The following is a 26,922-nucleotide window of genomic DNA, read 5'->3' as shown; positions in this document are numbered from 1 at the left end:
CGCGCCACGCGCAACCCCGTGCCGAGATGGAGAGTGTCCCGTGAGTGGCGGCAGCACCCCCGAACCGTCCCCGGGAGTCGAGTCGCTGCTCGACGAGCTACTGAGCGCCCCCACCGAGGAACCCCGCACCGAACCCGCCCCGGACGAGACCGGCAACCGACGTGCGGGCCTGCTGGACGACCAGGCCCGCACAGTGCTGTCCACCGCCGTGCACGCCGCCCGCGACTGGGGGAGCAGCGCCCTCGACGACACACACCTGCTGTGGGCGCTGACCCAGACCGGGCCCACCGCGCGGATGCTGCGCGAAACCGGGGTGGCCGTCGACCGGCTGGCCCGCAGCCTGCGCACCCTGGCCGGGGCCCGCGACGCCACCGGCGGAACCACCGAACCGAACCCGTGGATGACCGCGGCCGCGCGGCACGCACTGCTCGGCTCCCACCGGCAGGCACGCCACGAGGGCGCGGCCCGACTGGGCACCAGACACCTGCTGCTCGGCGTGGCCACCGACGCCGACTCCGCCGCTGGACGCGCGCTGGCACGCGCCATCGAGCAGGGCGAACGCAACCGAGCCCGCGCGCACTCGGACGAGCAGACGAGCCCGACACCGTGGCTGGACGAGTTCGGCAACGACATGACGGCCCACGCCGCCGACGACACGGCCACGGTGACCGGACGTGAACAGCAACTCGAACAGATCGCGGAAGTACTCGCCCGGCACGACAAGAACGCCCCGGTGCTGCTCGGCGAACCGGGTGTCGGCAAAACGGCCATCGTGGAGGAACTGGCCCGCCGCATCACCAACAGGACGGCACCGACACCACTGGCGGGCAAACGACTGATCTCACTGGACGTGACCGCCGTGGTCGCAGGCACACAACACCGGGGCGACCTCGAACGACGCCTGCGCGAACTGCTCCGCGAGATCGCCGAGCAACGATCCGGGCTGGTGATCTTCGTCGACGAGATCCACGCGCTCGTCGGCGCCGGAGCCGGGGAGGGCACGTTGGACGCGGCCACCATCGTCAAACCGGCGCTGGCCCGCGGCGAACTCCCACTGATCGGAGCCACCACCACCGAGGAGTACCGCAGACACGTCGAAAAGGACCCCGCCCTGGAACGCAGGCTGCACCCGATCACCGTCCCCGAACCGACGGTGCCCGAAACGGTGGACATCCTGCGGGGACTGCGGAAACGCTTCCAACAGCACCACAACGTCCGGATCGACGACCAGGCGCTGCACCGGGCCGCGGAACTGACCAGCCGTCACATCCCCGACCGCTCCCTACCGGACAAAGCGGTCGACGTGCTCGACCACGCCTGCGCGCGGCTGCGGCTGCGCCACGAACGAACCACCACAGCGCGGCGACAACCGCTGCTGGACCCCGAGACGATCGCCGAAATCGTCGCCGCGCGAACGGGAATACCGACCACCGAACTGGCCACCGGCGAACGAGCCAAGCTCCGTGAACTGGAAACGCACCTCGCGCAGCGCGTCGTGGGGCAGCAACGAGCCACCCGCACCGTCGCCGAAACGCTCCGCCGCGCCAGGGCGGGACTGGCCGACCCGCAACGTCCGCTGTGCAGCTTCCTGTTCACCGGGCCCACCGGGGTGGGCAAAACGGAACTGGCCCGCGCGCTGGCGGCCACGCTGTTCGGGGAGAACGAACGCGCCATCCGCTTCGACATGGGCGAGTTCCAGGAAAAGCACAGCGTGTCCCGCCTCGTCGGCGCCCCACCCGGGTACCTGGGGCACGACGAAGCGGGCCAACTCACCGACAGCGTCCGCAAACGCCCCTACTCGGTGCTGCTGCTCGACGAGATCGAAAAGGCCCACCCCGACATACTCAACACCCTGCTGCAGGTGCTCGACGCCGGACGCCTGACCGACTCGACCGGGAGAACGGTCGACTTCAGCAACACCGTGGTGATCATGACCTCCAACATCGGCGCCCAACGGGCCCTCGAGCTGCCCCCGGAGAACCGGCCCGACCCGACCGAGGAGCTGGCCCCGTACTTCAGGCCCGAATTCATCAACCGCATCGACGAGATCGTCACCTTCGAACCACTCGACACCGAAGCACTCACCGAGATCGCCCTGCTGCTGCTCGACGACACCAGGAAACGCCTGCACGACACCAACACCCATCTGGAAATCACCGACTCGGCCGTGAACTGGCTCGTCCACCGGGGCAACCACCGCGAATTCGGGGCCCGGCACCTGAGGAGAGTGATCGAGCGGGAACTGCACAACCGCATCGCGACCCTGCTCATGGACGACGACCACCCCGAAGGCACCGGGCTGCTCGTGGACACCGAACAGGACGCCCTGACCGTGCGGCTGATCGACGATCCCCCCAGCGGGCGCCACGCCACCCGGACGAACAGCGCCACCACGAAACGGTGAGCCCGGGCGGAGGCCACCGACTACCGCGAGGTCCTGCCGGGCCGGGTGCTGATGGCCGGGGCCACGCTGGCAGGAGAAACCCGGGACGATCGCGGGTGGATGGCTCTCGACCCGCTTCCGCCCCACAACTCTGCGAACACCGCCCCGGCACTCACGGCACCGCGCGTCCGCCGCGCCCGCGGTGCCGAACATCACCTCGGCTGATCGTTTCAACCGACACGACCCCGGGTACCCCGAACTCGACAGCGAAACACCCGCGAACGACGCACGAGACCGCCCCGAACGGGGCGGGCGAGCGGTTCGCGAGAAATCGGCCGAAGAAGGGAACCGTCGTGACGGCACGAACCATGGCCCACAAACTCATCGCCGATCACCTGGTGGACGGGGAGATGACCCCCGGCCGCGAAGTGGCGCTGTCCATCGACCAGACACTCACCCAGGACGCGACCGGAACCCTGGTGATGCAGGAACTGGAATCACTGGGCCTGCGCCGGGCGCACACCGAAGTCAGCGTGCAGTACGTCGACCACAACCTCCTGCAAGCCGACGGGAAAAACGCCGAAGACCACGAGTTCCTGCGCACAGCGGCACAACGCTACGGCGTGTGGTACTCCAAACCCGGCAACGGAGTATCCCACCCAACCCACATGCAGCGCTTCGGAATCCCCGGAAAATCCATGGTCGGCTCCGACTCGCACACCTGCGCGGCCGGATCACTGGGCATGCTGGCCATCGGCGTCGGCGGACTCGAAGTCGCCATGGCCATCACCGGAGAACCCCTGCGCATCCGCATGCCCGAAATCTGGGGGATCCGCCTGACCGGCCAGCTCCCGCCGTGGGTGTCGGCCAAGGACGTGATCCTGGAAATGCTGCGCCGCCACAGCGTCAAGGGCGGCGTCGACCGCATCATCGAATACCACGGCCCCGGACTGGCCGACCTCACGGCCATGGACCGCCACGTCATCGCCAACATGGGCGCCGAACTGGGCGCGACGACCACCGTGTTCCCCTCCGACGACGCCGTCCGCGAATTCCTGCGCGCTGAAGGACGCGAACACGACTTCACCGAACTGGCCGCCGACCCCGACGCCCACTACGACAGCACCGACGAGATCGACCTGTCGAACCTGCAGCCCCTGATAGCCCGCCCCTCCTCGCCGGACAACGTGGTCCCCGTCAGCGAGGTCAGCGGACGGGAAGTCAGCCAGACCGTCATCGGATCCTCGGCCAACCCGGGACTGCGCGACTTCGCCGTCGTCGCGAACATGCTGCGCGGACGCTCGACCAACGACGCGGTCAGCGTGGACATCAACCCCACGTCCCGCGAAATCCTGCAGGACCTCGCCCGCACCGGAGCCATCGCCGACCTCATCGGCTCCGGAGCACGCATCCACCAATCCGGCTGCATGGGCTGCATCGGCATGGGGCAAGCCCCGGCGGTCGGGCAGAACTCCCTGCGCACCTTCCCGCGGAACTTCCCCGGACGCTCCGGCACACCGGAAGACTCCGTGTGGCTGTGCTCACCCGAAACGGCCGCGGCCTCGGCCCTGACCGGAACCATCACCGACCCGCGCGAACTGGCCGAGAAACTCGAGCTGCCGGACCCGAAACCCCACCTGCCCGAACGGGCCTCGATCAACACCAGCATGCTGCTCGCCCCACCCGACGAGGACGAGGCGCTGAACATCGAACCGGTCAAAGGCCCCAACATCTCGGCCCTGCCCGAGTTCACCCCGCCGCCACGCCAACTCGAGCTGACCGTGCTGCTCAAAACCGGCGACAACGTCTCGACCGACGAGATATCCCCGGCCGGAGCACAAGCACTGCCGCTGCGCTCCAACATCCCCGCGCTGGCCGAGTTCACCTTCACCCGCATCGACCCCGAGTACCCACGACGCGCCCAGCAGCACGGCAGCGGGCACGCCGTGATCGGCGGCGACAACTACGGCCAGGGATCCTCCCGCGAACACGCCGCCATCACACCGCGCCACCTGGGGCTGCAGCTGGTCGTGGCCAAGTCCTACGCCCGCATACACTGGCAGAACCTGGTCAACTTCGGCATCCTGCCGCTGGAGTTCATCGACCCCGCGGACTACGACGACATCGCCCAGGGCGAGGCGCTGCGGCTGGACCGCCTGCACGAGAACCTGCACCAGCAGACGGAACTGACCCTGCACAACACCACACGCGGACGCGACTACCGAGTGCGTCACCGGCTCTCACCCCGCCAGGTCCGCGCCGTCCTCGCCGGAGGACTCATCCCCATGCTGGCCGAGAACACCACCGGCAGCAGCTGAACCGCCCCTGCCCGAAAACACCATCGGTTGTTGTTTTTCGGGCAGGGGCACTACTGTGGGAAACACGGTTGGAGCAGACAGGCACGAACCGATCCCGGTCGCCGAACGGCGGGGGATGCGTGCGGCTGTCGCCATCCCCGGTCTCGCCGACCGGCGGCCTCCGAAAGGGAGGAAACGTGATCATTTCTCGAACCGGCTCGAAAGCTGTGGTGGACAACGACACCGAAGCCGCCCCACCACAACCGCCAACCCCCACACGGCACAGCTGGGAAGGCGAACTCTCCCAGGGGGCGCACCGCCTCGATCCCGCGCTGCGCATGTCCATACAACGCCCGGCCCCCGGCATCGCCGTGATCGGCATGGACGGCGAAATCGACCTCTCCACGGCGCCGCGCATCGCAGAACTCATCCGGCAACGACTCACCGCCGCCGTGCTGCACGCGCTGATCATCGACCTGCACAAGGTGTCGTTCATCGACACGGCGGGCGCCGAACTTCTGGTACGCGCACAACGACGAGCCGAACAACGCGGGATCGATCTGCACGTGGTCCCCGGAACCGGCTGCGCGAAACGGATCCTGAAACTCACCGGAATCGACGTGGGGCTGAACTGCCACGACAGCGTCGACACCGCGCTGGCGCAGCACCGAATGCCCTGACCCGCGCAGCACTCACCCAGGCCGATACGCCCGGGTGGGGAGAACACGACGAGACCGCATCCTCCCCACCTGCCCGAAAGGCCGACCACCGAGGTCGAAATCACCGCTCAGCTCGGGTGCGCGCCGACCGCATCCCGCAACTCACCGGCCATCGCCGCTCCGGCGGTGCGCGCACAGTGTGCGCAGCAGAAGAACTGCCCACTGTCCTCGACACCGTGCCCCAGAACGCGACAACCGCAGTTCTCGCAGTGCGGGGCCAGCCGGTGAGCGGCACATTCGAACGAGTCGAACACGTGCACCTGACTACCGGCCGTGTGCACCTCGAACGTCATCCAGTAGTCGTTGCCGCAGACCTCGCAGCTCGCCATCACAGTCCTCCTCACCGAACGCGGTCGCGAACACACAGCATGCGTTCCCCGGGCGAAAGCGGCAACCGCACACGCCCGGGGAACGCCGCGCGGGGGCAGTCCTTCCCACTGTGGTGCCATCGACCTCGGAAAACCGGAGCGCCCAGGGGAGAGGTTTCCGGCGTCACCGGCCGACCTGTCGGGAACGGGCACCGGCGGACCTCCGGGGCAGGGGACGGCACGGCGCGGCCGTCGTGTCGATCACGGCGGGACCGTACGTCTCGGGAGAGGATCCCGGCCACTGGGCCCCGGGGAGCCGCCGAGCGAGATGCGCACCGCTTGTCGGTTTGCCGGCCTGGTGAACTCGCCCACGAGAACAGCTCCATTTTCGTGGATAATATTCATTATCCATGTTCTGCGTTCGTCCGGAGATGTCGAGAGGGGCCAGTGGCGCGGGGCGGGGAGTTGTGGCACCACGAGAGCGAGCGCACGAGGCGTCACAGCACCCGACAGCCGACAGATCGGAGGAAGGGACGCGGCAGGAGCCGCACGCCGCGGAGTCCCGAACATCCCGGATTCCTGCGGAGGACGTCGGTGATCAAGGACTGGTGGCCACCACAAGAATCACCGTGACGAATCACTGGTTGCACACACCCGGAGCCCGGAGACGCTCCGCACGGGGCCAATTGATCAACTCCTCTGTGCCGACGTGCCGAGCAACAGACCGAGTCGGCCGACTGAACTGATACGCCCGCTCCGTGGACCGAAGCCGCGAGTTCCCGGATCCACTCGGAGCGCCTCGTACGATCAGCCGCAGGCCCGAGCCCGCACCCGTACACAGCGGACCACGCAGGAGCTTTCGGGGCGTTCTCGCACCGCACTCCACTCGAAGCAATTATCCGATAATACACATTATGTTAAGTAAAGCTTGTCGAGCCCCTCCACCGCCACGACGTGATCGAGATGCCCACCGGAACCAACCCATCGGAGTCGCGTCTGCCGCGTCGAGCGTCGATACCTCCTGCGAGGCAGACCGTTGTCGCGGCACGCGCGTGCACTCGCGGTCCCGTCCGCGGTGCGGCCGCTCGGCTTCGACGCACGCCTCACGAGATCGTCGAAACGCTCCGGCCACCTGCCGCTTCGTACGACACCGTGCGCCGCCCGGCCTGCCCGCTGGCGGGAGTCAGGTGTTCGGTGGTGCTCGCACCGCTTCGGTGACCAGAGCGGCGTTGTCGCTCGCGATGTCCCCGTCGGGAAGCGTGAACGTGTCCTCGAATCCGATGCGGGTGTGCAGTCCCCGTCGTTTGGCCAGCGCGAGGACGGACCACGCCCCTGCTCCCCTGCCGTGCAGCAGGATCGGGAGATTTCCGGGGCCGATTCGTTCGAGCAGCGTCGTGGCTGTGTTCGCGGCTCCGTTCGGGGTGGGATCGGTGACTCCGGCGAGTACGCGCAGCACCCGTCCACGCTGTGGCCACTGTGCGAAGTCGTCTTCCGCGTTGGTTCCCGAGTGGATGCCGGTTTCCACCCCGATGCCGCGTTCCATCAGGGCGAGAGCGATTTCCGCCGCGCCCTGCTCGTGCCAGTTCACCGATGCGTGGTCGGGCAGAACCGTCCAGCTCCCGATGGCGGTGAGTCTGGCTTCGGTGTCCGGGGCGGTCCAGGTGCCCGTGGTGATTCCCACGGGTGTTCCGGGGGCGGCGGCTCGAACGGCGTTCACGGCGGCGGCCACCGTCGCCGGGTCCAGGCTGTCCGTGCCGTCGGGGGTTTTGGGGTGCAGATGGATGTCCTCGGCGCCTGCCGCGACGCTGTCTGCCGCGGCCTTGGCGAGGTCGGGGGGTTGCACGGGCAGATGGTGGTGTTCCCGGGGACCTCGGGCGCCGTTGAGGCAGACCTGCAGCATGTGTTCATTTTGCGTGATCGCCGTGCGGGGCGAAACACGGATTTCCGGAGGTCGGGCGTTCGGGTGGGGGTGTCTGGCTTCCGCGGCTGAATCGGTTTCGTGGGGTCGGTCGTGTGTGGTGGGTGTGATCCGTTGCCGGGGGCGCTGGTCGTCGGCTGTTCAGTGGATAGCATCACCGTTGTAATACCCGGCGACCAGGAGAGAACTCGATGACTCGTTCCCCCGTTACCGTGACTGTTACCGGTGCTGCCGGTCAGATCGGTTATGCGTTGCTGTTCCGGTTGGCCTCCGGGCAGCTCGTCGGCCCGGACACTCCGATCAAGCTGAAGCTGTTGGAGATTCCCCAGGCGGTCAAGGCCGCCGAGGGTACGGCCATGGAGCTGACCGACTGTGCGTTCCCCCTGCTGCACAGCATCGATGTCACCGATGACACCCGGGAGGCTTTCGACGGCACCAACATCGGTCTGCTCGTCGGCGCGCGGCCTCGTGCCAAGGGGATGGAGCGGGGTGACCTGCTCGAGGCCAACGGTGGCATTTTCAAGCCCCAGGGTGAGGCGATCAACGCCAATGCCGCCGAGGACGTGCGGGTGCTGGTCGTGGGCAATCCGGCGAACACGAACGCGTTGATCGCCCAGTCGCATGCTCCCGACGTTCCTGCGGAACGTTTCACCGCCATGACGAGGTTGGATCACAACCGTGCCCTGGCGCAGCTCGCTGCCAAGCTGGGTGTGGGGGTCGACGAGATCCGCAGATTGGCGATCTGGGGCAACCACTCCGCCACGCAGTATCCCGACCTGTTCCACACCGAGGTCGGTGGCAAGATCGCGGCCGATCTGGTCGAGCGGGACTGGATGCGGGACGAGTTCATCCCCACGGTGGCCAAGCGTGGCGCGGCCATCATCGATGCCCGTGGGGCTTCGTCGGCGGCTTCCGCGGCCAACGCCGCCATTGATCACGTTTACACCTGGGTCAACGGCACGGCGGAGGGGGACTGGACTTCGGCCGGTGTCGTTTCGGACGGTTCGTACGGTGTCCCGGAGGGGTTGATCTCCTCGTTCCCGGTCACGGCCCGGAACGGGCGGTACGAGATCGTGCGCGGGCTCGACATCGACGAGTTCTCGCGGGAGCGCATCGACGCTTCGGTGCAGGAGCTGGTCGAGGAGCGTGACACCGTGCGCGGGCTCGGACTGGCCTGAGCGAGGCGGTTCGTTGCGATTCGGGGCCGGCAGGAACTTCGTTCCTGCCGGCCCCGAATTCCGGGCTGCCCGTGTAGTGGGGGTCAGCTGGAGGGGGTCAGCGGTCCCACCGGCAGTACGGTGCGCTTGTAGGTGAAGTTGGTGACCCCGGCGAACGATCCGTACCAGGCCAGTATCGCGGTCACGATCCCGACCCAGCCGCCGGTTCGGGCGATTGCGTCGGAGCCGGCGAGGTCACCGATGGCCAGCAGGAAGAAGGTCAGGGTCAGGGCGACGAACACCGCCAGCACGGAGACGTTGACCCTGGTGGCGGCCACGGTCATGTAGGCGGTGAAGATGCCCCAAGCGAGGAGGTAGATCCCGGTCGCGGTGGCTGCTTCGGATCCCAGGTCGCCGACGACGAACTGCACGTACGCCGCGAAGGACAACCAGAACGATCCGTACGAGGTGAATGCCAGGGCACCGAAGGTGTTGGCCTTTCGGAACTCCCACATGCCGGCCGCGAACTGGGCGAGACCACCGTAGAACAGGGCCAGCGGCAGCACGACCGGTTCCAGGTCGGAGCTGAGCAGGCCGGCGTTGAAGATGCTGAGCACGAAGGTTGTCAGTGCGAAGGCGGCCAGTCCGAGCGGGGCCGGATCGGCGATGCTGGCCGTGGGGTCCGGCGGCGGTGCCGTGTGGTTCTTCTCGGTGTTCGTGTCATTGCTGTTTTCGGCAGCCAATACCCTCGTTCCTCTCAGTGTGTCCGGCCCGGAAATTTCGCGTTGGAACCGAATTTTCGGACACGTCGGGCATTTTCGGACTTGCTGTTCGGTTGTCGGTTGTCGTTGGCCTGTGTGACACAAGCTACGGCAAGTTAAATCACACACCCCCGGATCGCCTAGTGGGGTGCGTCGAGCGGTGGTCGTGACACGACGAATGAACACTGAAAGCTTCCCCAAGCGGATATTTGGAACATTTGGGGTACCACGTATGGGGTCCGGGGTCTGGTCGGCGCGGGGGCCGGTTTCGGGCTGGCGGGTCGGTGCGGCGGTCGGTTCGTTTGGCAAGATCGACGGGTGCGCTTCTACGCTGACTTGCATATTCATTCCAAGTACTCCCGCGCGTGCAGCAAGGACTGCGACATCGAGCACCTGGCCTGGTGGGCTCGACGCAAGGGGGTCACCGTCGTCGGGACGGGGGATTTCACGCATCCGGCCTGGCGGGCGCACCTGCGTGAGGTGCTCGAACCGGCCGAGCCGGGGTTGCTGCGGTTGCGGCCGGAGTACGAGCGTGAGCTGTCGCGGACGTTGCCCGCGAGTTGCCACACGCCGGTGCGGTTCATGCTGTCGGTGGAGATCGCCACGATATACAAGCAGGGTGATTACACCCGCAAGGTGCATCATCTGTGCTATGTGCCCGATTTCGAGGCGGCCGAGGAGTTCAGTCGCAGGTTGGGCAACATCGGCAACCTCGGTTCCGACGGTCGTCCGATCCTGGGGCTGGACTCGCGGGACCTGTTGGAGATCACCCTGGAGTCCGGCCAGGGCTCCTATCTCGTTCCGGCGCACATCTGGACACCGTGGTTCGCGGTGTTGGGCTCCAAGGCCGGGTTCAACTCCATTCAGGAGTGCTACCGGGACCTCGCCGGGAACATCTTCGCGCTGGAGACGGGGCTTTCCAGCGATCCGGAGATGAACTGGCGTCTTTCCGGGTTGGACGGCTACACCCTGGTCAGTCATTCCGACGCCCACTCCCCGCCGATGCTCGCGCGGGAGGCCACCGTTTTCGACACCGAGCTGGATTACTTCGCGATGCGTCGTGCGCTGGAAACGGGCCGCGGTGTTGAGGGGACGGTGGAGTTCTTCCCCGAGGAGGGCAAGTACCACCTCGACGGGCACCGCAAGTGCGGCATCCGGTTCGATCCCGCGGACACGCGGAGTCACGGGCGGTTGTGCCCCGAGTGCGGCAAGCCGTTGACGGTGGGGGTGCTCAACAGGGTCGACGTTCTGGCCGACCGGGATTTCGGGGTGCGGCCGAGCGAAGCGGCCGGTTATCGGAACCTGATTCCGCTTCCGGAGATCATCGGTGAGCTTCGTGGCGTGGGGCCGAAGAGCAAGAAGGTGTTCGGCGAGATCAGCACTCTGACCGCCAGGCACGGTTCGGAGCTGGCCATCCTGGAGGATGTTCCCGTCGAGCGGTTGCGTGGTGACGACCCGCTGGTCGCCGAGGCGATCGAGCGGTTGCGCAGTGGTTCGGTGCACCGGGAGGCCGGGTTCGACGGCGAGTACGGCAGGATCCGGGTTTTCGACCCCGACGAGCTGTCCCGGCTGCGCTCGAGGGGGTCCGTCTCGTTATTCGACGATTCGATGCTGCGGGCCGCGGCGCGTTCCCCGGAGTCGGATTCCGCACCACGGTCGGCGGCACCGCCGGAAGGCGAGCCGACCACTTCCCCACCCTCCGTCGGTGGGGAAGAGGGCTCAGCACGGCCGGTTCCCGCCGTGGGTGCGGATGCCGGTGCGGGGGTGCTCGCCGGTCTCGATCCCGATCAGCGGGCGGCCGCCGGGGTTCGGTCGGGGCCGTTGATGATCGTCGCCGGCCCGGGAACCGGCAAGACGCGCACGGTCACGCACCGGCTCGCCCATCTGATCCGGGAGCGCGGTGTCGCGGCGCGGGAGTGTCTGGCGATCACTTTCACCCGGCGGGCCGCTGTCGAGCTGGCCGACCGGCTCGGCGAGCTGGTCGGTTCGGAGGGCTCCGAGGTCACCGTGGCCACGTTCCATTCGCTGGGCATGGACCTCGTGCGGGACAACCACGCGGCTTTGGGGCTGCCCGAGGAGTTCGGTGTGGCCGACGGTCGGCGTAGGCACGAGATCCTGGCCGGGTTGACCGGTGACGAGCGTGGCGCGCGGCGGCTCGGTTCGGAGATTTCCCGGGCACGCCGTGGCGGTGAGGTCCGGGAGGAGGTCGGGCAGCTGCTGCCCCGCTACCTGGAGGCGTTGCGGGCGGAGGGGCTCGTCGATTTCGACGATCTGCTCGTGCTGCCGGTTCGGCTGTTGGAGGAGGACGCCGGGCTGGTCGAGCGGTACCGGCGGCGTTACCCGTGGATCACCGTGGACGAGTACCAGGACGTCGACGAGGTGCAGTACCGGCTGCTCCGGTTGTTGGCGCCTGCCACGGCCAACGTGACCGTGATCGGTGACCCGGACCAGGCGATCTACGGTTTCCGCGGGGCCGATGTCGGGTTTTTCCTGCGTTTCGAGCAGGACTACCCGGAGGCGCCCGTGTTGGAGCTGACGCGGAACTACCGCAGCGGGCGCCACATCGTGGAGGGCGCTGTTCGGGCCATCGAGCCGGGCAGTCTGGTCCCGGACCGGAAGTTGCATCCGGTGGGTGATGTCGCCGAGCATCCGATCGTGGTGCACCGTGCTTCCGACGAGAGCGCCGAGGCCAGGTTCGTGGCCCGCACCGTGGACGAGCTTCTCGGGGGTTCGTCCTTTCACTCCCTGGACAGTGGCCGCACTGATGGCTACGAGGAGGGGTCGGTCGGGTTCGGTGACATCGCGGTCGTCTACCGCACGGACGCGCAGTCGCGTGTGCTGCGGGAGGAGTTGGTCCGGCAGGGTTTCCCCGTGCAGAAGCGCAGTCACGACCCGTTGTCGGCGCGTGCCGGGGTGGAGCCGTTGTTGAACGAGCTGGGGTACGTCTCGGAAGACGGCGGGGAGGTGACCGAGCGGCTGCGGTCGGCCGCCGAGCGGGTGGCGGCGACCGTGCCCGGTGAGCACGACACCGTTCACGCCGCTGTCGAGCTGTTGAGGCCGTTGGCTTCGCGTTTCGGTGCGGACGTGGAGGGGTTTCGCCGGGAGGTGCTGCTCGGTGCCGAGGTCGACACCCTGGATCCGCGGGCCGATGCGGTGTCGTTGTTGACGCTGCACGCGGCCAAGGGGTTGGAGTACCCGGTGGTGTTTCTCGTGGGCTGCGAGGACGGGTTGTTGCCGTTGCGTTGGCCGGATGACCAGCGGGAGGAGCACGCCGAGGAGCGGAGGTTGTTCTTCGTGGGAATGACCCGGGCGCAGCGGAGGTTGTACGTGACCCGTGCCGCGCGGCGTGGGGGCTCGGACGAGGGGCGGCAGCGTTCCCCGTCGCCGTTCCTGTCCGAGCTGGGTTCCTCGGCGGTGCGTAGTGAGGAGGGCGCGAACAAGCGCAGGGAGCAGCGGCAGTTGACCCTGCTGTAAGTGGCTCGCCCCCGGGGAGGGGCGGGCGTGCCCGTGGAGTTCCGGTGACCTCTCCCCTGCCGGGCGCTGTTTCCCCGCGTCGTCGGTGTGCGGGTCATTCGTGGGGGTCGTCGATGACGCCTGCCATGGTGTAGGCGGGACTGTTGTTGAGGTTCTCGTCCACGCGGAGGTAGAGGCGTGTGGTGCGGGGGTCTGCGTGGTCGAGGTAGGTTTGCACCTCGGCCAGTGAGCGGCGTTTGCCGAGTGAGGTGGCCACGCTGTGGCGGGTGGAGTGCGGCACGAGGCGTTCGGGGTCGTTGATGCCCGCTGCTGTGGCCGTGCGTCGGAGCATGTTCGCCAGGTAGCTGTTCGACAGTGGCCTGCCTCCCGGTTTTCCGCGGTAGGGGGTTCCGGCGAACAGCGGTCCGGTCAGTTGTGCGGTGTCGAGTTCCTGGCGGGCGGCTCGTAGCCGCAGGTAGTTGTCCACCATGGCCGCGGCGTAGGGCACGAGGGGTTTCGCGGACTGCCCGCCGCCTTTGGTGCTGTAGTACAGCAGCCGGTGCCCGCCTCGGGTTCCCAGGTCGTCGGGCAGTCGTGCGTTGCGCACGGCACCGGAGCGCACGCCCGTGGTGATCAGCACCCGCAGCACCGCGGCGTCGCGGACGGCGGTTTCCAGGGTTTCGGGGGTGGCGTTCTCGGCCCGGCGGGTGGCTTCGGCCAGTAGCGCGTTGAGCTCCTCGTCGGAGAGCCAGGCCGTGTCCGAACCGTTGGAGCGGCGGTTGTGCTTGGGGCGTTTGACGCGGGAGGCGGGGTCGTTGGTGGCCGCGTCGTTGTCGATGAGGTAGCCGTACCAGCTGCTCACCCCGGCCAGGCGGGTTCGGACGGTGGCCGGTCCGACGTCGAGTCCGGAGACCCAGTGGTCCACATCGGCGCGGCGTGCCGCCAGCGGGTCGATGTTCTCCAGTTGGCAGAAGCGCAGCCAGCGGGCCACCGCGTGGGTGTAGGAGCGGGCGGTGTGCGGGTCGCGTCCGTCGCGCTCGGCCTGTTCGACGAGTTCGCGGGCCCACAGTTCGGTCAGCCCGCGCAGGTGGTAGCGCTGTCCCGGCTCCGGGGCCGGAAGGGTTTCACGCGCGGCGGAGGGAAGTTCGGCGGACACGTCGGTGGACGTGGCCGCTTCGCGCGAGTGGGCGGGGGTGGTGTGTTTTTCGGGTGGTGCCGCCTCCATCGAAGGTCTCCCGCGAGTTCGCCGAACGCTGCCCGCGGCAACCTAGCACGATCTCGGTGTGTGTGGCGGGCGGTGTTCGCTGCGGTGCTGCGACTCGGGGGTGTGAGGAACCTCCGGGGACTGTCCGCGGTGTTCCCCGGCCTGGCGACTACAGCCGGCCTGTCTCCGTGAGGTGTCGTCGGAGCCAGGTGGTCAGGCCTGCGTCGACCTCGCGGGCCGGTGGCAGCTGTGGCGCGGGCTCGATGCCGGGTTCGTCGGCGAGCGGATGGGCCAGCTCGGTGATCGACAGCAGTTCGGCCCGTTCCCCCAGGGCGTCGACGAGATGCAACGCGTCGGTGCGCAGCGCCGGGTGATCCAGCTCGCCACTGACGACCAGCAACGGCGAGCGACCAGCGATGGTGCCAGCCTCGGCGACGAAGTCCAGACTGTCGACGGCCTTCGCGGACTCGGTGTCATAGGGGTAGTCGTCCGACAGCAGGTCGACGACGGAGCGCATCCGGATGGCGGCGTTCACCACGGCTCCGGCGAAGACCGGTATCTCGGTCTCGGCGAGGACCCGCAGCGCGACGGCCCCGCCCAGCGAGCCGCCGAGCACGCCGATCGGCCCGTCGTCGACCGACAGCTGCGCACGAATCGACGCCAGCGCGGCCGTGAACTCCTCGGCCGCCTGTCGGACGAACGGGTGCAGAAAGGACATCAGGGCGTCCTCGCGGATCAGTTCCGAGATGGCGGCCGTGCTGCCGTCGGCCATCCGCTCCCCGCGCATCGGCATGCCGAGGTGCACCCGCCACGCGGGCAGACCGTTCATCGGCAGCGCGGCGGCGAACGCGGCGTCCGACCTCGGCGCGTCCAGCATGTGCCAGGTGACGATCAGCGGCGCGGGGCCGTCATCGTTCGGCGGCAGCGCGGTGAACGGCACACCGGCAGCCGTGCCCGTGATCGGTGAGTGCATGCGGCCACGGTAGGTCCGCGGCCGCGCGCCGGGAATCGATTACGCCACCGGTGGAATCAGCATGGCGGGTCGACCGCTGTCGTGCGGGTCGGCCCGCACGTCACGCCATTCCGAACGCCGCCGGAGAGCAGCCGCGGCACGGCCGCACCTCTCCCCTCGTCGGACCATCAGCGGTGAGCCGACCACACCGGCACCGTCGGGGTCGACTCGGTGCGGGCCGCGCCCCACGTGGCCCGCACCGCCGCTTCGGTTCCGCTTTCGATCACCGCCCCCGGCCCGGTCTGCTCGGGGAGGCAGCCCAGGGGTCGTCCGGCCAAGGGTGCTTCAGGTACTGCCCGCGGAGTTCGGCCCGGACCTGGTGGTAGCCGTTGTTCCAGAAGGAGGTCAGGTCACCGGTGACCGCTGCGGGACGTCCTGCCGGGTCGAGCAGGCGCATCAGCACGGACACCCGCCCGTCGGCGACGGTGGGCACGCTGGTCCAGCCGAAAACTTCCTGCAACCGCACCGGCAGGGCCGGTTGTTCGGTGTCGTAGTCGACGCGCACCCGGGAACCGGAGGGCACCTCGATGCGTTCCGGGGCGAGTTCGTCCAGCCGTCCGGCTTCGGGCCACGGCAGCAGGCGGCGCAGCGCCTGCCCGGCGTCGATGCGTTCCAGATCGGCGCGAGTCCGCGCGTTCGACAGTTCGGGTTCCAACCACGTCTCCGCCGCGGCCAGCAGGTCGTCCTCGGCGGTGCTCGGCCACGGTTCGCCGAACACGCCGCGCAGGAACGCGAGGCGTTGCCTCAGCTGGCGAGCCTCGGTGTCCCAGTGCAGCAGCTCCAGTCCCTCGCTGCGCAGCCCTTCGAGCAGCGCGTCCCGCACTGCCCCGGCCGGGGGGTTCTCCAGCTTTTTCTCGGACAGGGTGATCGCACCCAGGCGACGGACGGTGCGTGCGCGGACGTCCCCTTCGTGCCATGCGATGTCCTCGTTGACCGCCAGCATCCCGGGGGCGGCTTGTTCGGCGAGCCGCTGGTCGGCGCGTGCGGCCAGCCGGACGAATCCGTGCACGCGGCTGGGGTCGCGTTCGGCGACAGCGAGCGCCAGCCACTCCGATCCGGCCAGTCCCTCGGACGTGGGCATCCCCGAGGGGTCCTCGCGCACTTCGGAGCGGGGCAGTTCCACGGCGGTCCCCCCGGACATCAGGTACACCCGTGATCGCGGGGCACGACGACGGGCCAGCCGTTCGGGGTGCGCCAGCGCCACCACCAGGGCATCGTCGCCGGGGTCGGGAGGACTGCTCGTGGTGGGAACCATCGCTTCCATGCGCCGTACCTCCCGCCGCCAGCGCTGGGAGCCGTTGCCCCCGTCCCGGAGCTTGCGCAGCGCCGTGGCCAGTTCGGTGTCCTGGGCGAGGGTGTCGTCGTCCAGCAGCGCGACGACCTCGGCGGCGGTGCGGCGCCCGGTCCAGGCGCTGCCGTCCAGCAGTGCACGGGACAGCCGCGGGTGCAGTCCGAGTCCGGACATTCGGCGGCCGCGTTCGGTGATCTCGCCGTTGCCGTCCAGGGCGCCCAGCGCGGTCAGCACCTCGTGGCCCGCGACCAGGGGGCCTTCCGGTGGGGCGTCCCACCAGCGCAGCGCGCTGCCGTCCGGGGTTCCCCAGCAGGCCAGTTCCAGGGCGAGCCGGGTGAGGTCGGCGGTGCGGATCTCCGGTTCCGGGTAGCGCACGAGTGTGCTGTGCTCGTGGGCGGGCCAGCAGCGGTAGGCGTGGCCGGGGCCTTCGCGTCCGGCACGTCCGGCGCGCTGTTCGGCCACGGCCAGCGATGTTCGTATGGTGACCAGTCCGGACAGGCCTCTCCGGTGGTCCACCCGGGACACGCGGGACAGGCCGGAGTCCACCACCGCGCGCACTCCGGGAACGGTGAGGCTGGATTCGGCGACCGCGGTGGCCAGTACGACTCTTCGTCGCGTGCGCGGTCGCAGCGCGGCGTCCTGCTCGCGGGTGGGCAGTCGCCCGTGCAGCGGCAGCACGTCCACGTCGGTTTCGTCGGCGAGCCGCTCGCGGGTGCGTGCGATCTCGCCGGCACCGGGCAGGAAGGCGAGCACGTCGCCGTGCTGTTCGTCCAGCGCGGTGCGCACGGCGCGGGCCACGGTGGCCTCGACCGGTTCCTTGCGCAGGGGGGCGACGTGGTGTGTCTCGACGGGGTGGGAACGTCCGTGCGCGTGGACGACCGGGGCCGGTTGTTGTTCGCCGAGCAGTTCGGCCAGCTGGTCGCTGGCGACCGTGGCCGAGGCGGCCAGTACTCGCAGGTCGGGACGAAGCCCGTCGCGCGCGTCCAGCAGCAGGGCCAGCAGCAGGTCCGCGTCCAGGTGGCGTTCGTGGCACTCGTCGAGGATGACGGCGTCCACCCCGGCCAGTTCGGGGTCGGACTGCAGGCGCCGCACCAGCAGCCCGGAGGTGACGACTTCGACCCGCGTGCTCGGTGCGGAGCGTCGTTCGCCGCGCACGGCGTAGCCGACGCGGTCGCCGACCTTCTCGCCGAGCAGTTCGGCCATGCGTGTGGCCGCGGCTCTGGTCGCGAGCCTGCGTGGTTCGGCCACCACCACCCGCAGTCCTCGTTCGGCCAGTGCCAGGGGAACCAGGGTCGTCTTCCCGGTGCCTGGCGGGGCCACGAGCACGGCGGTGCCGTCGCTGTCCAGCTTGTCACCGATCTCGCCGAGAACGGGACGGACCGGCAGGTCGGGGAACTCGGGCGGCGTGAGCGTCATCGGTGAAACGGTATCGTCGCTCCTTTCGGGGGTGTGGGGAGCCGTGACGCGGTGCTCGGTTCGGTCCCGGGGCCGGGCGGCGCCGGTTCTCGCGGCGTAAACATCCGCGTCTCGCTCGGACGGGTTGTGGTGATCGCTACGGTGGGTGGTGAACGTACGGCGTTGTTGGGAGCGTGTGGTGTCGCGGCCTTCCTGGGTTCCTCCCGGAGTCGATGTGGACGTGCCCTCGGCGGCACGGTTGTACGACTACTACCTCGGTGGGAACTACAACTTCGCCGCGGACCGGCAGCTGGCCCGGCGCATCTACGAGGTGTTCCCGCAGATGCCGCATCTGGCGCGGGTCAACCGCGCGTTCCTGCGCCGCAGTGTGCGCTATCTGGCCACGCACGGGATACGCCAGTTCGTCGATCTCGGCTGCGGGCTGCCCACGGCGGGGCCGGTGCACGAGGTGGTCCGGGACATCGAGCCGGACAGCCGGGTGGTCTACGTCGACAACGAGCCCGTCGCGGTCGCGCACAGCCAGCTGCTGCTGCGGGACACCGAGCACACCGCCGTGCTGCAGGCCGATCTCACCGATCCCGCGGCGGTGCTGGACTCGCCGGTCACGCGCGAGCTGCTCGATCTGGATCAGCCGGTGGCGGTGCTCATGGTCGCGGTGCTGCACTTCGTCGGTGACCGGGACGATCCGGCCGGAATTCTGCAGGCCTACCGACGTCGCATGCCCAGCGGTGGGTATCTGGTGTTCTCCCACGTGTCCGGAGACACCCTGCCCGACGTCGCGCGGGCCGCCGAGCTCTACCGCAACAGTCAGAACCCGGCCTATCTGCGCAGCCGTGACGAGATCGCCGGTATGCTGTCCGGTTTCGAGCTGGTCGATCCCGGGCTGGTGTTCGTGCCCGAATGGCATCCCGACCTGCCCGAGGATGCCGAGGACGCCGCGTCCTGCTCCTTCTACGGGGCCGTCGGGCGACCACTCCCCCTTTGAGGTGAAGCCAGAGGGCCCTGACATCCACCGGCATCGTGCGTGGGTTCCCGCAGGTGGTTGCTTTCGCGGAACCGACCGATCCGCTGGGTTCGCGCTCCGAGGTCTTCGTCTGTTGTCTCGAGTTCTTCCGGGAAACCCTGATCGCCGAGTTCGCCTCGGTGCTCAGTGCCAGTGGGCCCCTGCTGTTGCGCGGGGTCCTGCGGCCCGCGTTGACGAGGAGGCGAAACAGCTCCCCACCGACGAGTCACCCGTGTCGTGGTGGCCGAAACGATGGTCGACGGAACCGTTCCGTGGCAGCCTGTTCTCGATGCGCGATCACGAGGAGAACGTCGCGAGGTTGGCTCCCCGGTCCAGTGAGCTCGACGAGCACACCCCGAACATCGCCCGCATGTACGACTACTTCCTGGGGGGTTCGACGAACTTCGCCGCCGACCGCGCGGCGGCCGAGCAGTTGTTGCGGGCCTTTCCCGGCAACACCGAATGGGCCCACATCAATCGCGCGTTCCTGGGACGTGCCGTGCGGGCCTGCGCCGAAGCGGGTATCGAGCAGTTCCTCGATCTGGGGTCCGGCATTCCCACCAGGGGCAACGTGCACGAGATCGCCCAGCAGGTGAACCCGGCCGCCCGGGTGGCTTATGTGGACATCGAGCCCATCGCGGTCAGCCACGCTCGACATCTGCTGGCCGGGAACCGGCACGTCACCATGACACAGGCCGACGTCCGCGAACCGGAGACCGTGCTGGCGGCACCCGGTGTGTCCGGGCTGTTGGATTTCACCCGCCCGGTGGCCGTGCTGGCCGCGGCGGTTCTGGACATCATCGACACGCCGGACCCGGCCACGTTGGTCACCGCTTACCGCGACGCCTGCCCCGGCGGCAGCGCACTCGTGCTGTCCCACTCCGCCGCGCTGGACGCCTCCACCGGCGAGGTCGAGGGAGCACAACGGGTCTTCGAAAGCACCACCACCCCGACCCTGCGCACCCGGGAGCGATCGGAGGTCCTGGCGATGTTCGACGGCTACGAGTTGTTGGAGCCGGGGCTGGTTCCCAGCGCACGATGGCGACCCGTCGAGCCCGTCTCCGAGGAGTACGCCGTCCGCAGCAACGGTTACGGCGCGGTCGGCGTGCTGAGGTGAGCGATCCGCCGTGTTCTGCTCGCCGGACTGGTTCCGGCAAGTCCCCCGGATCGCGCGTCTCCACGTCACGGCACGGTTCGCGTGTGGGTTTCAGCGCTCACCGACGGACGTCCGCCGACGGCCGAGCGTGCGGATTCGGCGGCTGCGGGAACGAAAGAGGCGCCGCCCGGGGCGGGCGGCGCCTCTTCGGCTCGTAACCCCAGCGGTATGACCTGTCACCGAAAGTGACTACCAGGGACCGACCTGGGATCTTCGTCTACTACAGTACCCGCTCGTGAGCCCCGCCCACAACCCGCATACCACCGAACCGCCGGACAGCGCCCTGCTGTCGCTGTTCGGAGCACCCCGGATGCAGGGCTACCTGGACGCCTGCGGTGGTGATCCGGTCGCCGCGCTCGACCTGTACCGGTGGAACGCGCGGATCAGCGGCGCGTTCTGGGAGACCCTGGGGCATCTGGAGGTCGTGCTGCGCAACGTGTTGGCAGGTCGGCTCGCCGCACGCCATGCCGCGGCCGGCCGGGCGGGCTCCTGGCTGGACGACACCGCCCGCGAGCTCGACGGCCGCGCCCGCCGGGACATCGCCACGGCCCGTCAGCGGGTGCGGGCCAAGGGCAAGGTCGCCGACGAGGGGCAGACGCTGACCGAGCTGGGATTCGGTTTCTGGCGGTTCCTGCTGGCCAAGCGTTACGCCACGACCCTGTGGCCCGATATCGCCGGCGGTTTCCCCGCCGCTCCCGACCGGGCCCGCACCACCGTCGAACACCCCGTCACGCGCCTGCACGAGTTCAGGAACAGGCTGGCCCACCACGAGAGGGTCTGGAACCAGCCGCTCAAAGCCCGCCACCACGATGTGGTGACCCTGCTGGGCTACATCGACGACGACCTCGTCGACTGGGTCACCGCGGGCTGCCGGATCTCGACCGTGCTGGCCGGCTGCCCGATCGAACGTCCGCACCCGTAACCGGAAGCAACCGGACGAACCGGCACGCCCCGCTCCCTGCCGTGGAGCCCCGCGGAACAATCGGCGCCTCGTCGGCGGTTTCCGCCTCGCGCGGTGAGGACGGTTCAGGGCGTGGTGACACCACCCCCGGTGATTCGGCGGTACTGTTGCTTCTTGTCCCGGTCGCGGACGGCGATCCCCTCCTCCTGGAGCTGGGCGTGGATCCGCTCGGTCTCCCCGCGGTTTCCGGACCGTAAGGCCTCCTGCCGTGCCCGCAGGAGGGTGTGCGTCCCCTCGTCGAGGTCGGGGTCCCCGTCCATCCAGTTCCGGTACTGCTCCTCGTTGGGGTCGCGGGTTCCCCGCCACGGGTAGCCGTGGCGTTGGAACGCCTCCGTGAGGTGTGATTTCGACAGGTCGGTCGCGGAACCGCGGAAGACCTCGCGTCCGGCGGGGGTGAGCACGACGAGTTCCTGGGGGTCGGTGAACACGGCCCCGACCCTCGAACGCTGGATGTAGCGCTCGGTGTCGCGGTGCGCTGCGATGACGCCGTCGGGTTGTACGGTCACCGCGAGGCTGTCCCGCTCGGCCTCACGCGACAGCCAGTAGCCCGCTCCGATGCCGACCACGATCAGGATCGGGATCGCCCAAGAGGTGGGGATCTCGGCGGCGATCCGCAACGGACCGGGGGCGGAGTCCAGTGTCTCGATCAGCCACCGTGTCAGTGGTTTGACGACGAGCGCCAGCCCGAAGCCGAGGAGGGGGCAACCGAGCCGGAACAGCCACAGGTAGCCACGGGGCATGCGCACGTGGTCGTGGTGTCCGCTCATCGGGTCTCCTCCGCGTTCGGGTCGTGCTCGGTTGCTGTTGCCGGGGCGTCGTCGATCCCCAGGAACCGGGTGACGATCAGACGCAGCATCGGCAGCGGATCTGTGGCGGAGTTGTCCCCGCTGTGGAGGTAGGTCGCGTCGATGATCGCCTGGATCCAGGCCGCGGCCCGTTCCGCGTCGAGGTCGGGGTCGGCGCGTTCCTCGGCGGCCGCCTGCCGCAGCAGCGCCGCCAGTCCGTCCCGCACGATCGTGTCGTTGATCGCGACGACTTCCCCGAGCTGGGGATCGTTGCCGACCTGGCGCAGCAGCTCGACCAGCAGTCCGGGAGCCCGCTCGTCACGGGCGGGGGCAGCGAGAGCGCTCACGACGGCGAGGATCGACGCGACCGGATCCTCGGTTCCGGCGTGTTCGTCGAGCAGTGCCCGGGACGCGGCGATGTCCTGTTCGAAGATCGCACGGAAGATCGCGGGCTTGTCCGGGAAGTAGTAGAACAGGCTTCCCGTGCTGATGCCGGCTTCCCTGGCGATTTCGGCCGTGGTGGTCTTCGCGAAACCGTGCCGGGCGAACAGGGTCGCGGCCGCCGTGGTGACGGCTTCGCGGCGTTGCCGGTGCTGCTGCTGATTGACGGTACGGGCCACGATCAAATCTTAAACCGACCAGTCGAACTATTAGAAGAAGGCGGGATTGATCGTCGGGTGCCGCAGCACCGGACCGGCTATGCGGGTGTCAGGGGGTGCGGAGCGTTGATCCGCGATGCGTGGATCAGGAGTTCGACGCACTCGTGCAGGGGCCGGTCCCCACGCGGAGGCCCCTGTCGCGTGCCGCCTCGTAGTCGGGCCCGATCATTCGGGTACGCAGTGGGCGGTGCAGCCAGTCGGCCACCGAGCACGGAACACCGTCCGGGGTGGCCAGCTCCAGCACCACGAGTCCGGGCGGCACCTCGGCGGGCTCGCACGGCGGGGGTAGCACGGGAAAACGGCGCGGAGTCCGATCCCAGGTCAGCGCGGCGATGCCGTCGGGGTGTTGGGGCTGTCAACTGTTGTCGGCCGTTGTCATCGGCGCGGGCAACGACGAGTCCGTGCGGCAGCAGGTGAGTGGCTTATGTCATGCGAGGGACCAACACCGCGCTTCGACGATGTAGCTTCAGTGCTCGCCGCAGTGCTCGGGAAGCCGGTGTGAGTCCGGCGTGGTCCTCGCCACTGTGACCGGGGAGCGTCCCGCACCGACGACGCCACCGGCCGAAGCGCCGGGAAGGCAGCGCGGACGTGACGATCCGGAAGCCAGGAGACCGGCTGCGGCGCAGGCATCCGCTCGACGATGGATTGAGGACAGATGCGCCACCCGGCGACATGTATCGTCGCCCGGCCTCGCGCCGGACGCGACCGGTCACGACGCGTTGCCACGGCGTTCGCCGCGCTGACACTGATCGCGCTGATCGCCGGATGCGGCACCACAGGCGCGCGCACGGGACCCCGCGAGCAGGGGGCGCCGTCGCCCGGATTCCCCGTCACGGTCACCAACTGCGGCATGGCCACCACCTACCAGCGGCCTCCGCAGCGTGTGGTGACGATGAACCAGCACACCACGGAGATCATGCTCGCGCTCGGGCTGGCGGGCCGCATGGTGGGTACCGCCTACCTGGACGACAGCGTCCTGCCGGAGTATCGCGACGAGTACCGGCGGATCCCGGTGCTGGCCGAGCGGTACCCCTCCTACGAAGTGCTGCTGAAGACAGCGCCCGACTTCGTCTACGGCGGTTACTCCAGCGCGTTCGACCAGCAGGACGGACGCTCACGCCAACGGCTGCGCAAAGCCGGGATCAGGACTCACCTGAACATCGCCAGCTGCACCGACGGGTCGGTGGGCGCGTCCGAGGTCCACGACGAGATCCGGACGATCGGCGAGATCTTCGATGTTCCGGACCGGGCGCAGGGCCTCATCGACCGTATGAACGCGACGCTGTCGAAGGCCCGGCGCGAGCAAGGTGACGCGCAGCCGGTGAGCGCGTTCGTCTACGACAGCGGCGCGAAGACGGCCTACACCGCGGGCGGTGACGGTGTCGTCGACGCGATCGTCCGCATGTCCGGCGGTCACAACGTCTTCGCCGACCAGCGCGAGGGATTCGTCGATGCTTCCTGGGAGCAGGTGGTCCAGCGGCGTCCCGAGTGGATCGTGATCCTGGACTACGGATCGACCACGGTCGAGCAGAAGAAGCGCATGCTGCTGAACAAGCCCGCGCTGGCGGACGTCCCGGCCATCAAGCACCGACGGTTCGCGGTGCTGCCGCTCTCCTCCGTGGTGGCCGGGGTGCGTGTTCCCCGCGCGGTGGCCGACCTGAGCGAACAGCTGCACCCGGGTCGGTCCCGGTGAGCGGCGGCAACATGAGGAGCGCGGACAACGCCGCACCGGCGGAAACGACCTCGTCACCGCAACCGGATCGTCACCCCGCCCCGGAACGCGTTTCGCCGCGCGAGCGTCGGGTTCCCTACCCGCTGGTGCTGGCCCTGCTCGGCGCCGCGCTGGCAGCGGCCGTCGTCATCGGTCTCGCGGTCGGCTCTGTCTCGCTGCTCCCCTCCGACGTGGCCGCCGTCCTCGTGAGCCGAGTGTTTCCGGGATGGATCGATCCCGGTTGGCCGACCGCCTACGAGACGATCGTGCTGGACGTGCGGCTGCCCCGGGTGCTGCTCGCCGGAGTGGTCGGTGCCGGGCTCTCGGCCGTCGGGACCGCGCTACAGGCCCTGGTCCGCAACCCTCTCGCCGACCCCTACCTGCTCGGGATCTCCTCGGGAGCGTCCCTGGGCGCTGTGGCGGTACTGGTGTCCGGGGCCACGCTGTTCGGAGCGTTCGCCACACCGATGGTGGGCGCGTTCGCCGGCTCGGTGGCCACCCTGATCGCCGTCCACGCGCTCGCCGGCTCGGGGGGTCGAATAACCACCACCCGCCTCGTGCTCGCCGGTGTGGCGGTGTCCTACGTGCTGTCCGCGTTGGCCGACCTGTTGCTGAGCACCGCCGCCGATCCGCACCTGTTGTCCTCGATCCGGTTCTGGACACTGGGCAGCGTAGCCGGTGCCGAGTGGGAGACCCTGCCTGTGCCGGTGACCGTGGTGCTGGCCGGTCTGGCCGGTCTGCTGTGGCAGGCCCGATCGCTGAATCTGCTGTTCGCGGGCGAGGAGGCGGCCGGGACCCTGGGCCTGGACGTGTCCCGCTTCCGCACCGGGATGTTCGTGCTGGTGTCGCTGATGACCGGTGTGATGGTGGCGGTCAGCGGCTCCATCGGGTTCGTCGGCCTGATGGTGCCGCACGCGGTGCGCATGCTGGTCGGAGCCGATCACCGACGCGTACTGCCTGCCGCTGCGTTGCTGGGAGCGACGTTCTTGGTCCTCGCCGACCTCGCCGCCCGCACCGTGGCCGCGCCGCAGGAGGTCCAGATCGGGGTGCTCACAGCGCTGTGCGGTGGGCCTTTCTTCGTGTGGTTGCTGCGCCGTCAGGCGCACCGGGAAAGGGGTGACCGATGAGCCATCACGAGGTGCGACCGGCCGAGCTGGAGCTCAGGGACGTCTCCCGCACCGCGGGAGGGCGCGAGGTCCTCTCGGGCGTGTCGCTGACGGCGGCGCCGGGTGAGGTCGTCGGTGTGGTCGGTCCCAACGGGGCCGGAAAGTCGACGCTGCTGCGTACGGCCTACCGATACCTGCGGCCCGCCAGTGGGCAGGTGCTGGTCGACGGGACGGACGTGTTCCGGATGCCGCGTCGGGTGCTGGCACGGCGGCTCGCGGCGCTGCCCCAGGAACTCCCCGCCGAGTTCGAGCTGACCGCCTACGACGTGGTCGAGATGGGACGCGCACCGCACCGGAGGGGGCTCGGCGGGGACCGGCTCGGCGACGAGCGGATCGTGACAGTGTCGCTGGAAATGGTCGAGATGGCCGAGTTGGCCCGTCGTCCGTTCGGCCAGCTCTCCGGTGGGGAGAAGCAGCGGGTGCTCATCGCCCGGGCACTGGCGCAGGAACCGGGGGTGCTGATACTCGACGAACCCACCAATCACCTGGACATGCGTCACCAGTTCGACGTGTTGGCACTCGTGCGCCGATTGGGAGTGACGACCCTCGCCGCTCTGCACGACCTGAATCTGGCCGCCCGGTTCTGCGACCGGATGTGCGTGCTGGTTGCGGGTGGGGTGGCGGCGATCGGAACTCCCGCCGAGGTTCTCACCGAGTCGTTGCTGTCCGAGGTGTACGGCGTGCACGCCGAGGTCGGCGCCCATCCCCGTACGGGCATTCCGACCGTCTTCTTCGGAAACTGACCGTCCGTCGCCGCGCAGACCGCGACTCACCGCCGTCCCCAGGAGAGGCATGACCACGCACGCGGACCAACTACTCGCCCGCACCCTCGACGGGATACGTCCCACCGAGCACGGTCGGCTGCTCCCGGATGAGGGCTGCCAACAGGTGCCCGGATCCCTGGTCGACGATCCCGGCTGGATGGCCGAGCAGATGCGGCTGCGCAGCCGCATCTGGAACACCGAGGAAGCGCGTGTGCTCGCCACATTGTGGTGGTTCTCGGCTTCGACCAGGCTGATCACACCATCGGTCGCCTCGTTCGTCGTCACCGGCGAGGTGCTGTCACCCCGGCTGGCCGACCTGCGACTGCACTGGCACCCGGACAGCAGGCTGACCGGAGTCACCTCGGTGAGCGTGCTCACCGGCAGCACCCCGCTGGAATCACTGGCCGAGGCACTGCGGCAGACCCTCGAACGGAGCATCGCCTCGGTCTCCGCCGCGGCCCGGATGCGGCAGCGCCCGCTCTGGGCGATCGCGACCGACGCCATCGCCGGGTGCCTTCTCTGGGCAGGCCGCGCACAGGGCACGCCGGCCCGAGCCACCGCCCTGGCCGCACCGCTGGTCACAGCCATCGACGCTCCGATGCCATCACCGCGCTACACCGAGATCGCTTCGCAGGCGGGCACCTCACGGCTGTTCACCAGGCGAACCTCGTGCTGCCTGCTCTACCGGGCCCCGGGCGAGGACAAGTGCTCGTCCTGCCCCGGCCGTTCTCCCGACCAACGGCACGCCCTGCTCCGCGAGGCCGCTCCGCACTGACAGAACCGTTATCCGGAAGGACC

21 protein-coding genes and 1 riboswitch are annotated in these 26,922 nt (G+C 69.0%); of the genes, 12 read left to right on the top strand and 9 right to left on the bottom strand.

What is annotated here, in order from left to right; translation table 11 throughout:
* The first annotated feature begins 40 nt into the window (after window positions 1–40).
* The 3 genes from FHR84_RS19635 to FHR84_RS22600 all read left to right on the top strand — a co-directional run bounded on the left by FHR84_RS19635 (window position 41) and on the right by FHR84_RS22600 (window position 5,360).
* Window positions 41–2,404 (top strand): AAA family ATPase, encoded by a 2,364-nt coding sequence (locus FHR84_RS19635; protein ID WP_179537010.1) that lies wholly within the window; start codon window positions 41–43, stop codon window positions 2,402–2,404.
* Between the two features lie 347 nt (window positions 2,405–2,751).
* Window positions 2,752–4,701, top strand: a complete 1,950-nt coding sequence (locus FHR84_RS19630) for an aconitate hydratase (protein ID WP_179537048.1) — start codon at window positions 2,752–2,754, stop codon at window positions 4,699–4,701.
* 176 nt (window positions 4,702–4,877) lie between these two features.
* Complete coding sequence (locus tag FHR84_RS22600; RefSeq protein WP_343075342.1) at window positions 4,878–5,360, top strand: STAS domain-containing protein; 483 nt, start codon at window positions 4,878–4,880, stop codon at window positions 5,358–5,360.
* A 107-nt stretch (window positions 5,361–5,467) separates the two neighbouring features.
* On the opposite strand, the gene FHR84_RS19620 is transcribed toward FHR84_RS22600, so the two are convergent.
* Window positions 5,468–5,728: a hypothetical protein gene (locus FHR84_RS19620; protein WP_017974860.1), complete on the bottom strand. Its 261-nt coding sequence runs from the start codon at window positions 5,726–5,728 to the stop codon at window positions 5,468–5,470.
* Between the two features lie 1,162 nt (window positions 5,729–6,890).
* Entirely contained in the window at window positions 6,891–7,607 is a 717-nt protein-coding gene (locus FHR84_RS19615) for a 3-keto-5-aminohexanoate cleavage protein (protein WP_179537009.1), read from the bottom strand.
* A gap of 209 nt (window positions 7,608–7,816) precedes the next feature.
* Here FHR84_RS19615 and FHR84_RS19610 point away from each other — a divergent pair, with 209 nt between their 5' ends.
* Window positions 7,817–8,803, top strand: coding sequence for a malate dehydrogenase (locus FHR84_RS19610; protein ID WP_179537008.1), 987 nt, complete (start codon window positions 7,817–7,819; stop codon window positions 8,801–8,803).
* A gap of 83 nt (window positions 8,804–8,886) precedes the next feature.
* Here FHR84_RS19610 and FHR84_RS19605 read toward each other — a convergent pair whose 3' ends face one another.
* Window positions 8,887–9,525, bottom strand: coding sequence for an acetate uptake transporter (locus tag FHR84_RS19605; RefSeq protein WP_179537007.1), 639 nt, complete (start codon window positions 9,523–9,525; stop codon window positions 8,887–8,889).
* A 336-nt stretch (window positions 9,526–9,861) separates the two neighbouring features.
* On the opposite strand from FHR84_RS19605, the gene FHR84_RS19600 reads away from it, so the two are divergent.
* Window positions 9,862–13,017, top strand: coding sequence for a UvrD-helicase domain-containing protein (locus tag FHR84_RS19600; RefSeq protein WP_179537006.1), 3,156 nt, complete (start codon window positions 9,862–9,864; stop codon window positions 13,015–13,017).
* Window positions 13,018–13,111: 94 nt separating this feature from the next.
* Here the strand turns inward: FHR84_RS19600 and FHR84_RS19595 are convergent, their stop codons facing one another.
* The 3 genes from FHR84_RS19595 to hrpB all read right to left on the bottom strand — a co-directional run bounded on the left by FHR84_RS19595 (window position 13,112) and on the right by hrpB (window position 17,919).
* Window positions 13,112–14,221 (bottom strand): tyrosine-type recombinase/integrase, encoded by a 1,110-nt coding sequence (locus tag FHR84_RS19595; protein WP_179537005.1) that lies wholly within the window; start codon window positions 14,219–14,221, stop codon window positions 13,112–13,114.
* A gap of 148 nt (window positions 14,222–14,369) precedes the next feature.
* Window positions 14,370–15,173: an alpha/beta hydrolase family protein gene (locus tag FHR84_RS19590; RefSeq protein ID WP_179537004.1), complete on the bottom strand. Its 804-nt coding sequence runs from the start codon at window positions 15,171–15,173 to the stop codon at window positions 14,370–14,372.
* Window positions 15,174–15,435: 262 nt separating this feature from the next.
* Complete coding sequence (hrpB, locus tag FHR84_RS19585) at window positions 15,436–17,919, bottom strand: ATP-dependent helicase HrpB (protein ID WP_179537003.1); 2,484 nt, start codon at window positions 17,917–17,919, stop codon at window positions 15,436–15,438.
* Window positions 17,920–18,097: 178 nt separating this feature from the next.
* Here hrpB and FHR84_RS19580 point away from each other — a divergent pair, with 178 nt between their 5' ends.
* The 3 genes from FHR84_RS19580 to FHR84_RS19570 all read left to right on the top strand — a co-directional run bounded on the left by FHR84_RS19580 (window position 18,098) and on the right by FHR84_RS19570 (window position 21,000).
* On the top strand, window positions 18,098–18,904 hold the full coding sequence (locus FHR84_RS19580) for an SAM-dependent methyltransferase (RefSeq protein WP_179537002.1): 807 nt from the start codon (window positions 18,098–18,100) through the stop codon (window positions 18,902–18,904).
* Between the two features lie 307 nt (window positions 18,905–19,211).
* Entirely contained in the window at window positions 19,212–20,039 is an 828-nt protein-coding gene (locus FHR84_RS19575) for an SAM-dependent methyltransferase (RefSeq protein WP_179537001.1), read from the top strand.
* Window positions 20,040–20,313: 274 nt separating this feature from the next.
* The gene (locus tag FHR84_RS19570) at window positions 20,314–21,000 is read left to right on the top strand and encodes a hypothetical protein (RefSeq protein WP_179537000.1); all 687 of its coding nucleotides are present in this window, start codon (window positions 20,314–20,316) and stop codon (window positions 20,998–21,000) included.
* 104 nt (window positions 21,001–21,104) lie between these two features.
* Here FHR84_RS19570 and FHR84_RS19565 read toward each other — a convergent pair whose 3' ends face one another.
* The 3 genes from FHR84_RS19565 to FHR84_RS19555 all read right to left on the bottom strand — a co-directional run bounded on the left by FHR84_RS19565 (window position 21,105) and on the right by FHR84_RS19555 (window position 22,775).
* Window positions 21,105–21,806, bottom strand: coding sequence for a YqeB family protein (locus tag FHR84_RS19565; protein ID WP_179536999.1), 702 nt, complete (start codon window positions 21,804–21,806; stop codon window positions 21,105–21,107).
* Window positions 21,803–22,444 carry a TetR/AcrR family transcriptional regulator gene (locus FHR84_RS19560; protein ID WP_343075341.1) on the bottom strand — a complete coding sequence of 214 codons (642 nt, stop codon included), beginning with the start codon at window positions 22,442–22,444 and terminating at the stop codon, window positions 21,803–21,805. Before FHR84_RS19560 ends, FHR84_RS19565 begins: the two co-directional genes overlap by 4 nt.
* Window positions 22,445–22,568: 124 nt before the next feature.
* On the bottom strand, window positions 22,569–22,775 hold the full coding sequence (locus FHR84_RS19555; RefSeq protein ID WP_179536997.1) for a hypothetical protein: 207 nt from the start codon (window positions 22,773–22,775) through the stop codon (window positions 22,569–22,571).
* A 170-nt stretch (window positions 22,776–22,945) separates the two neighbouring features.
* Window positions 22,946–23,117: riboswitch (cobalamin riboswitch) on the top strand.
* A gap of 21 nt (window positions 23,118–23,138) precedes the next feature.
* Between FHR84_RS19555 and FHR84_RS19550 the strand changes: the two genes are divergently transcribed.
* Genes FHR84_RS19550 through FHR84_RS19535 form a run of 4 tightly spaced genes read left to right on the top strand, consistent with a single transcriptional unit; the run spans window position 23,139 to window position 26,899 of the window.
* Window positions 23,139–24,176 carry an ABC transporter substrate-binding protein gene (locus FHR84_RS19550; RefSeq protein WP_179536996.1) on the top strand — a complete coding sequence of 346 codons (1,038 nt, stop codon included), beginning with the start codon at window positions 23,139–23,141 and terminating at the stop codon, window positions 24,174–24,176.
* A gap of 11 nt (window positions 24,177–24,187) precedes the next feature.
* On the top strand, window positions 24,188–25,321 hold the full coding sequence (locus FHR84_RS19545) for a FecCD family ABC transporter permease (protein WP_179536995.1): 1,134 nt from the start codon (window positions 24,188–24,190) through the stop codon (window positions 25,319–25,321).
* Window positions 25,318–26,103 carry an ABC transporter ATP-binding protein gene (locus tag FHR84_RS19540; RefSeq protein WP_179536994.1) on the top strand — a complete coding sequence of 262 codons (786 nt, stop codon included), beginning with the start codon at window positions 25,318–25,320 and terminating at the stop codon, window positions 26,101–26,103. The genes FHR84_RS19545 and FHR84_RS19540 overlap by 4 nt, the downstream gene beginning before the upstream one ends.
* Before the next feature lie 49 nt (window positions 26,104–26,152).
* A complete protein-coding gene (locus tag FHR84_RS19535; protein ID WP_179536993.1) occupies window positions 26,153–26,899 on the top strand; it encodes a (2Fe-2S)-binding protein in 747 nt (248 codons plus the stop codon).
* Window positions 26,900–26,922: the final 23 nt, after the last annotated feature.

Origin of the sequence: Actinopolyspora biskrensis (assembly GCF_013408175.1) — a bacterium.
In the GTDB taxonomy this organism is placed as follows: domain Bacteria; phylum Actinomycetota; class Actinomycetes; order Mycobacteriales; family Pseudonocardiaceae; genus Actinopolyspora; species Actinopolyspora biskrensis.
The sequence above is the reverse complement of the archived record's forward strand: the minus strand, read 5'-3'. Positions and strand labels throughout refer to the sequence as shown.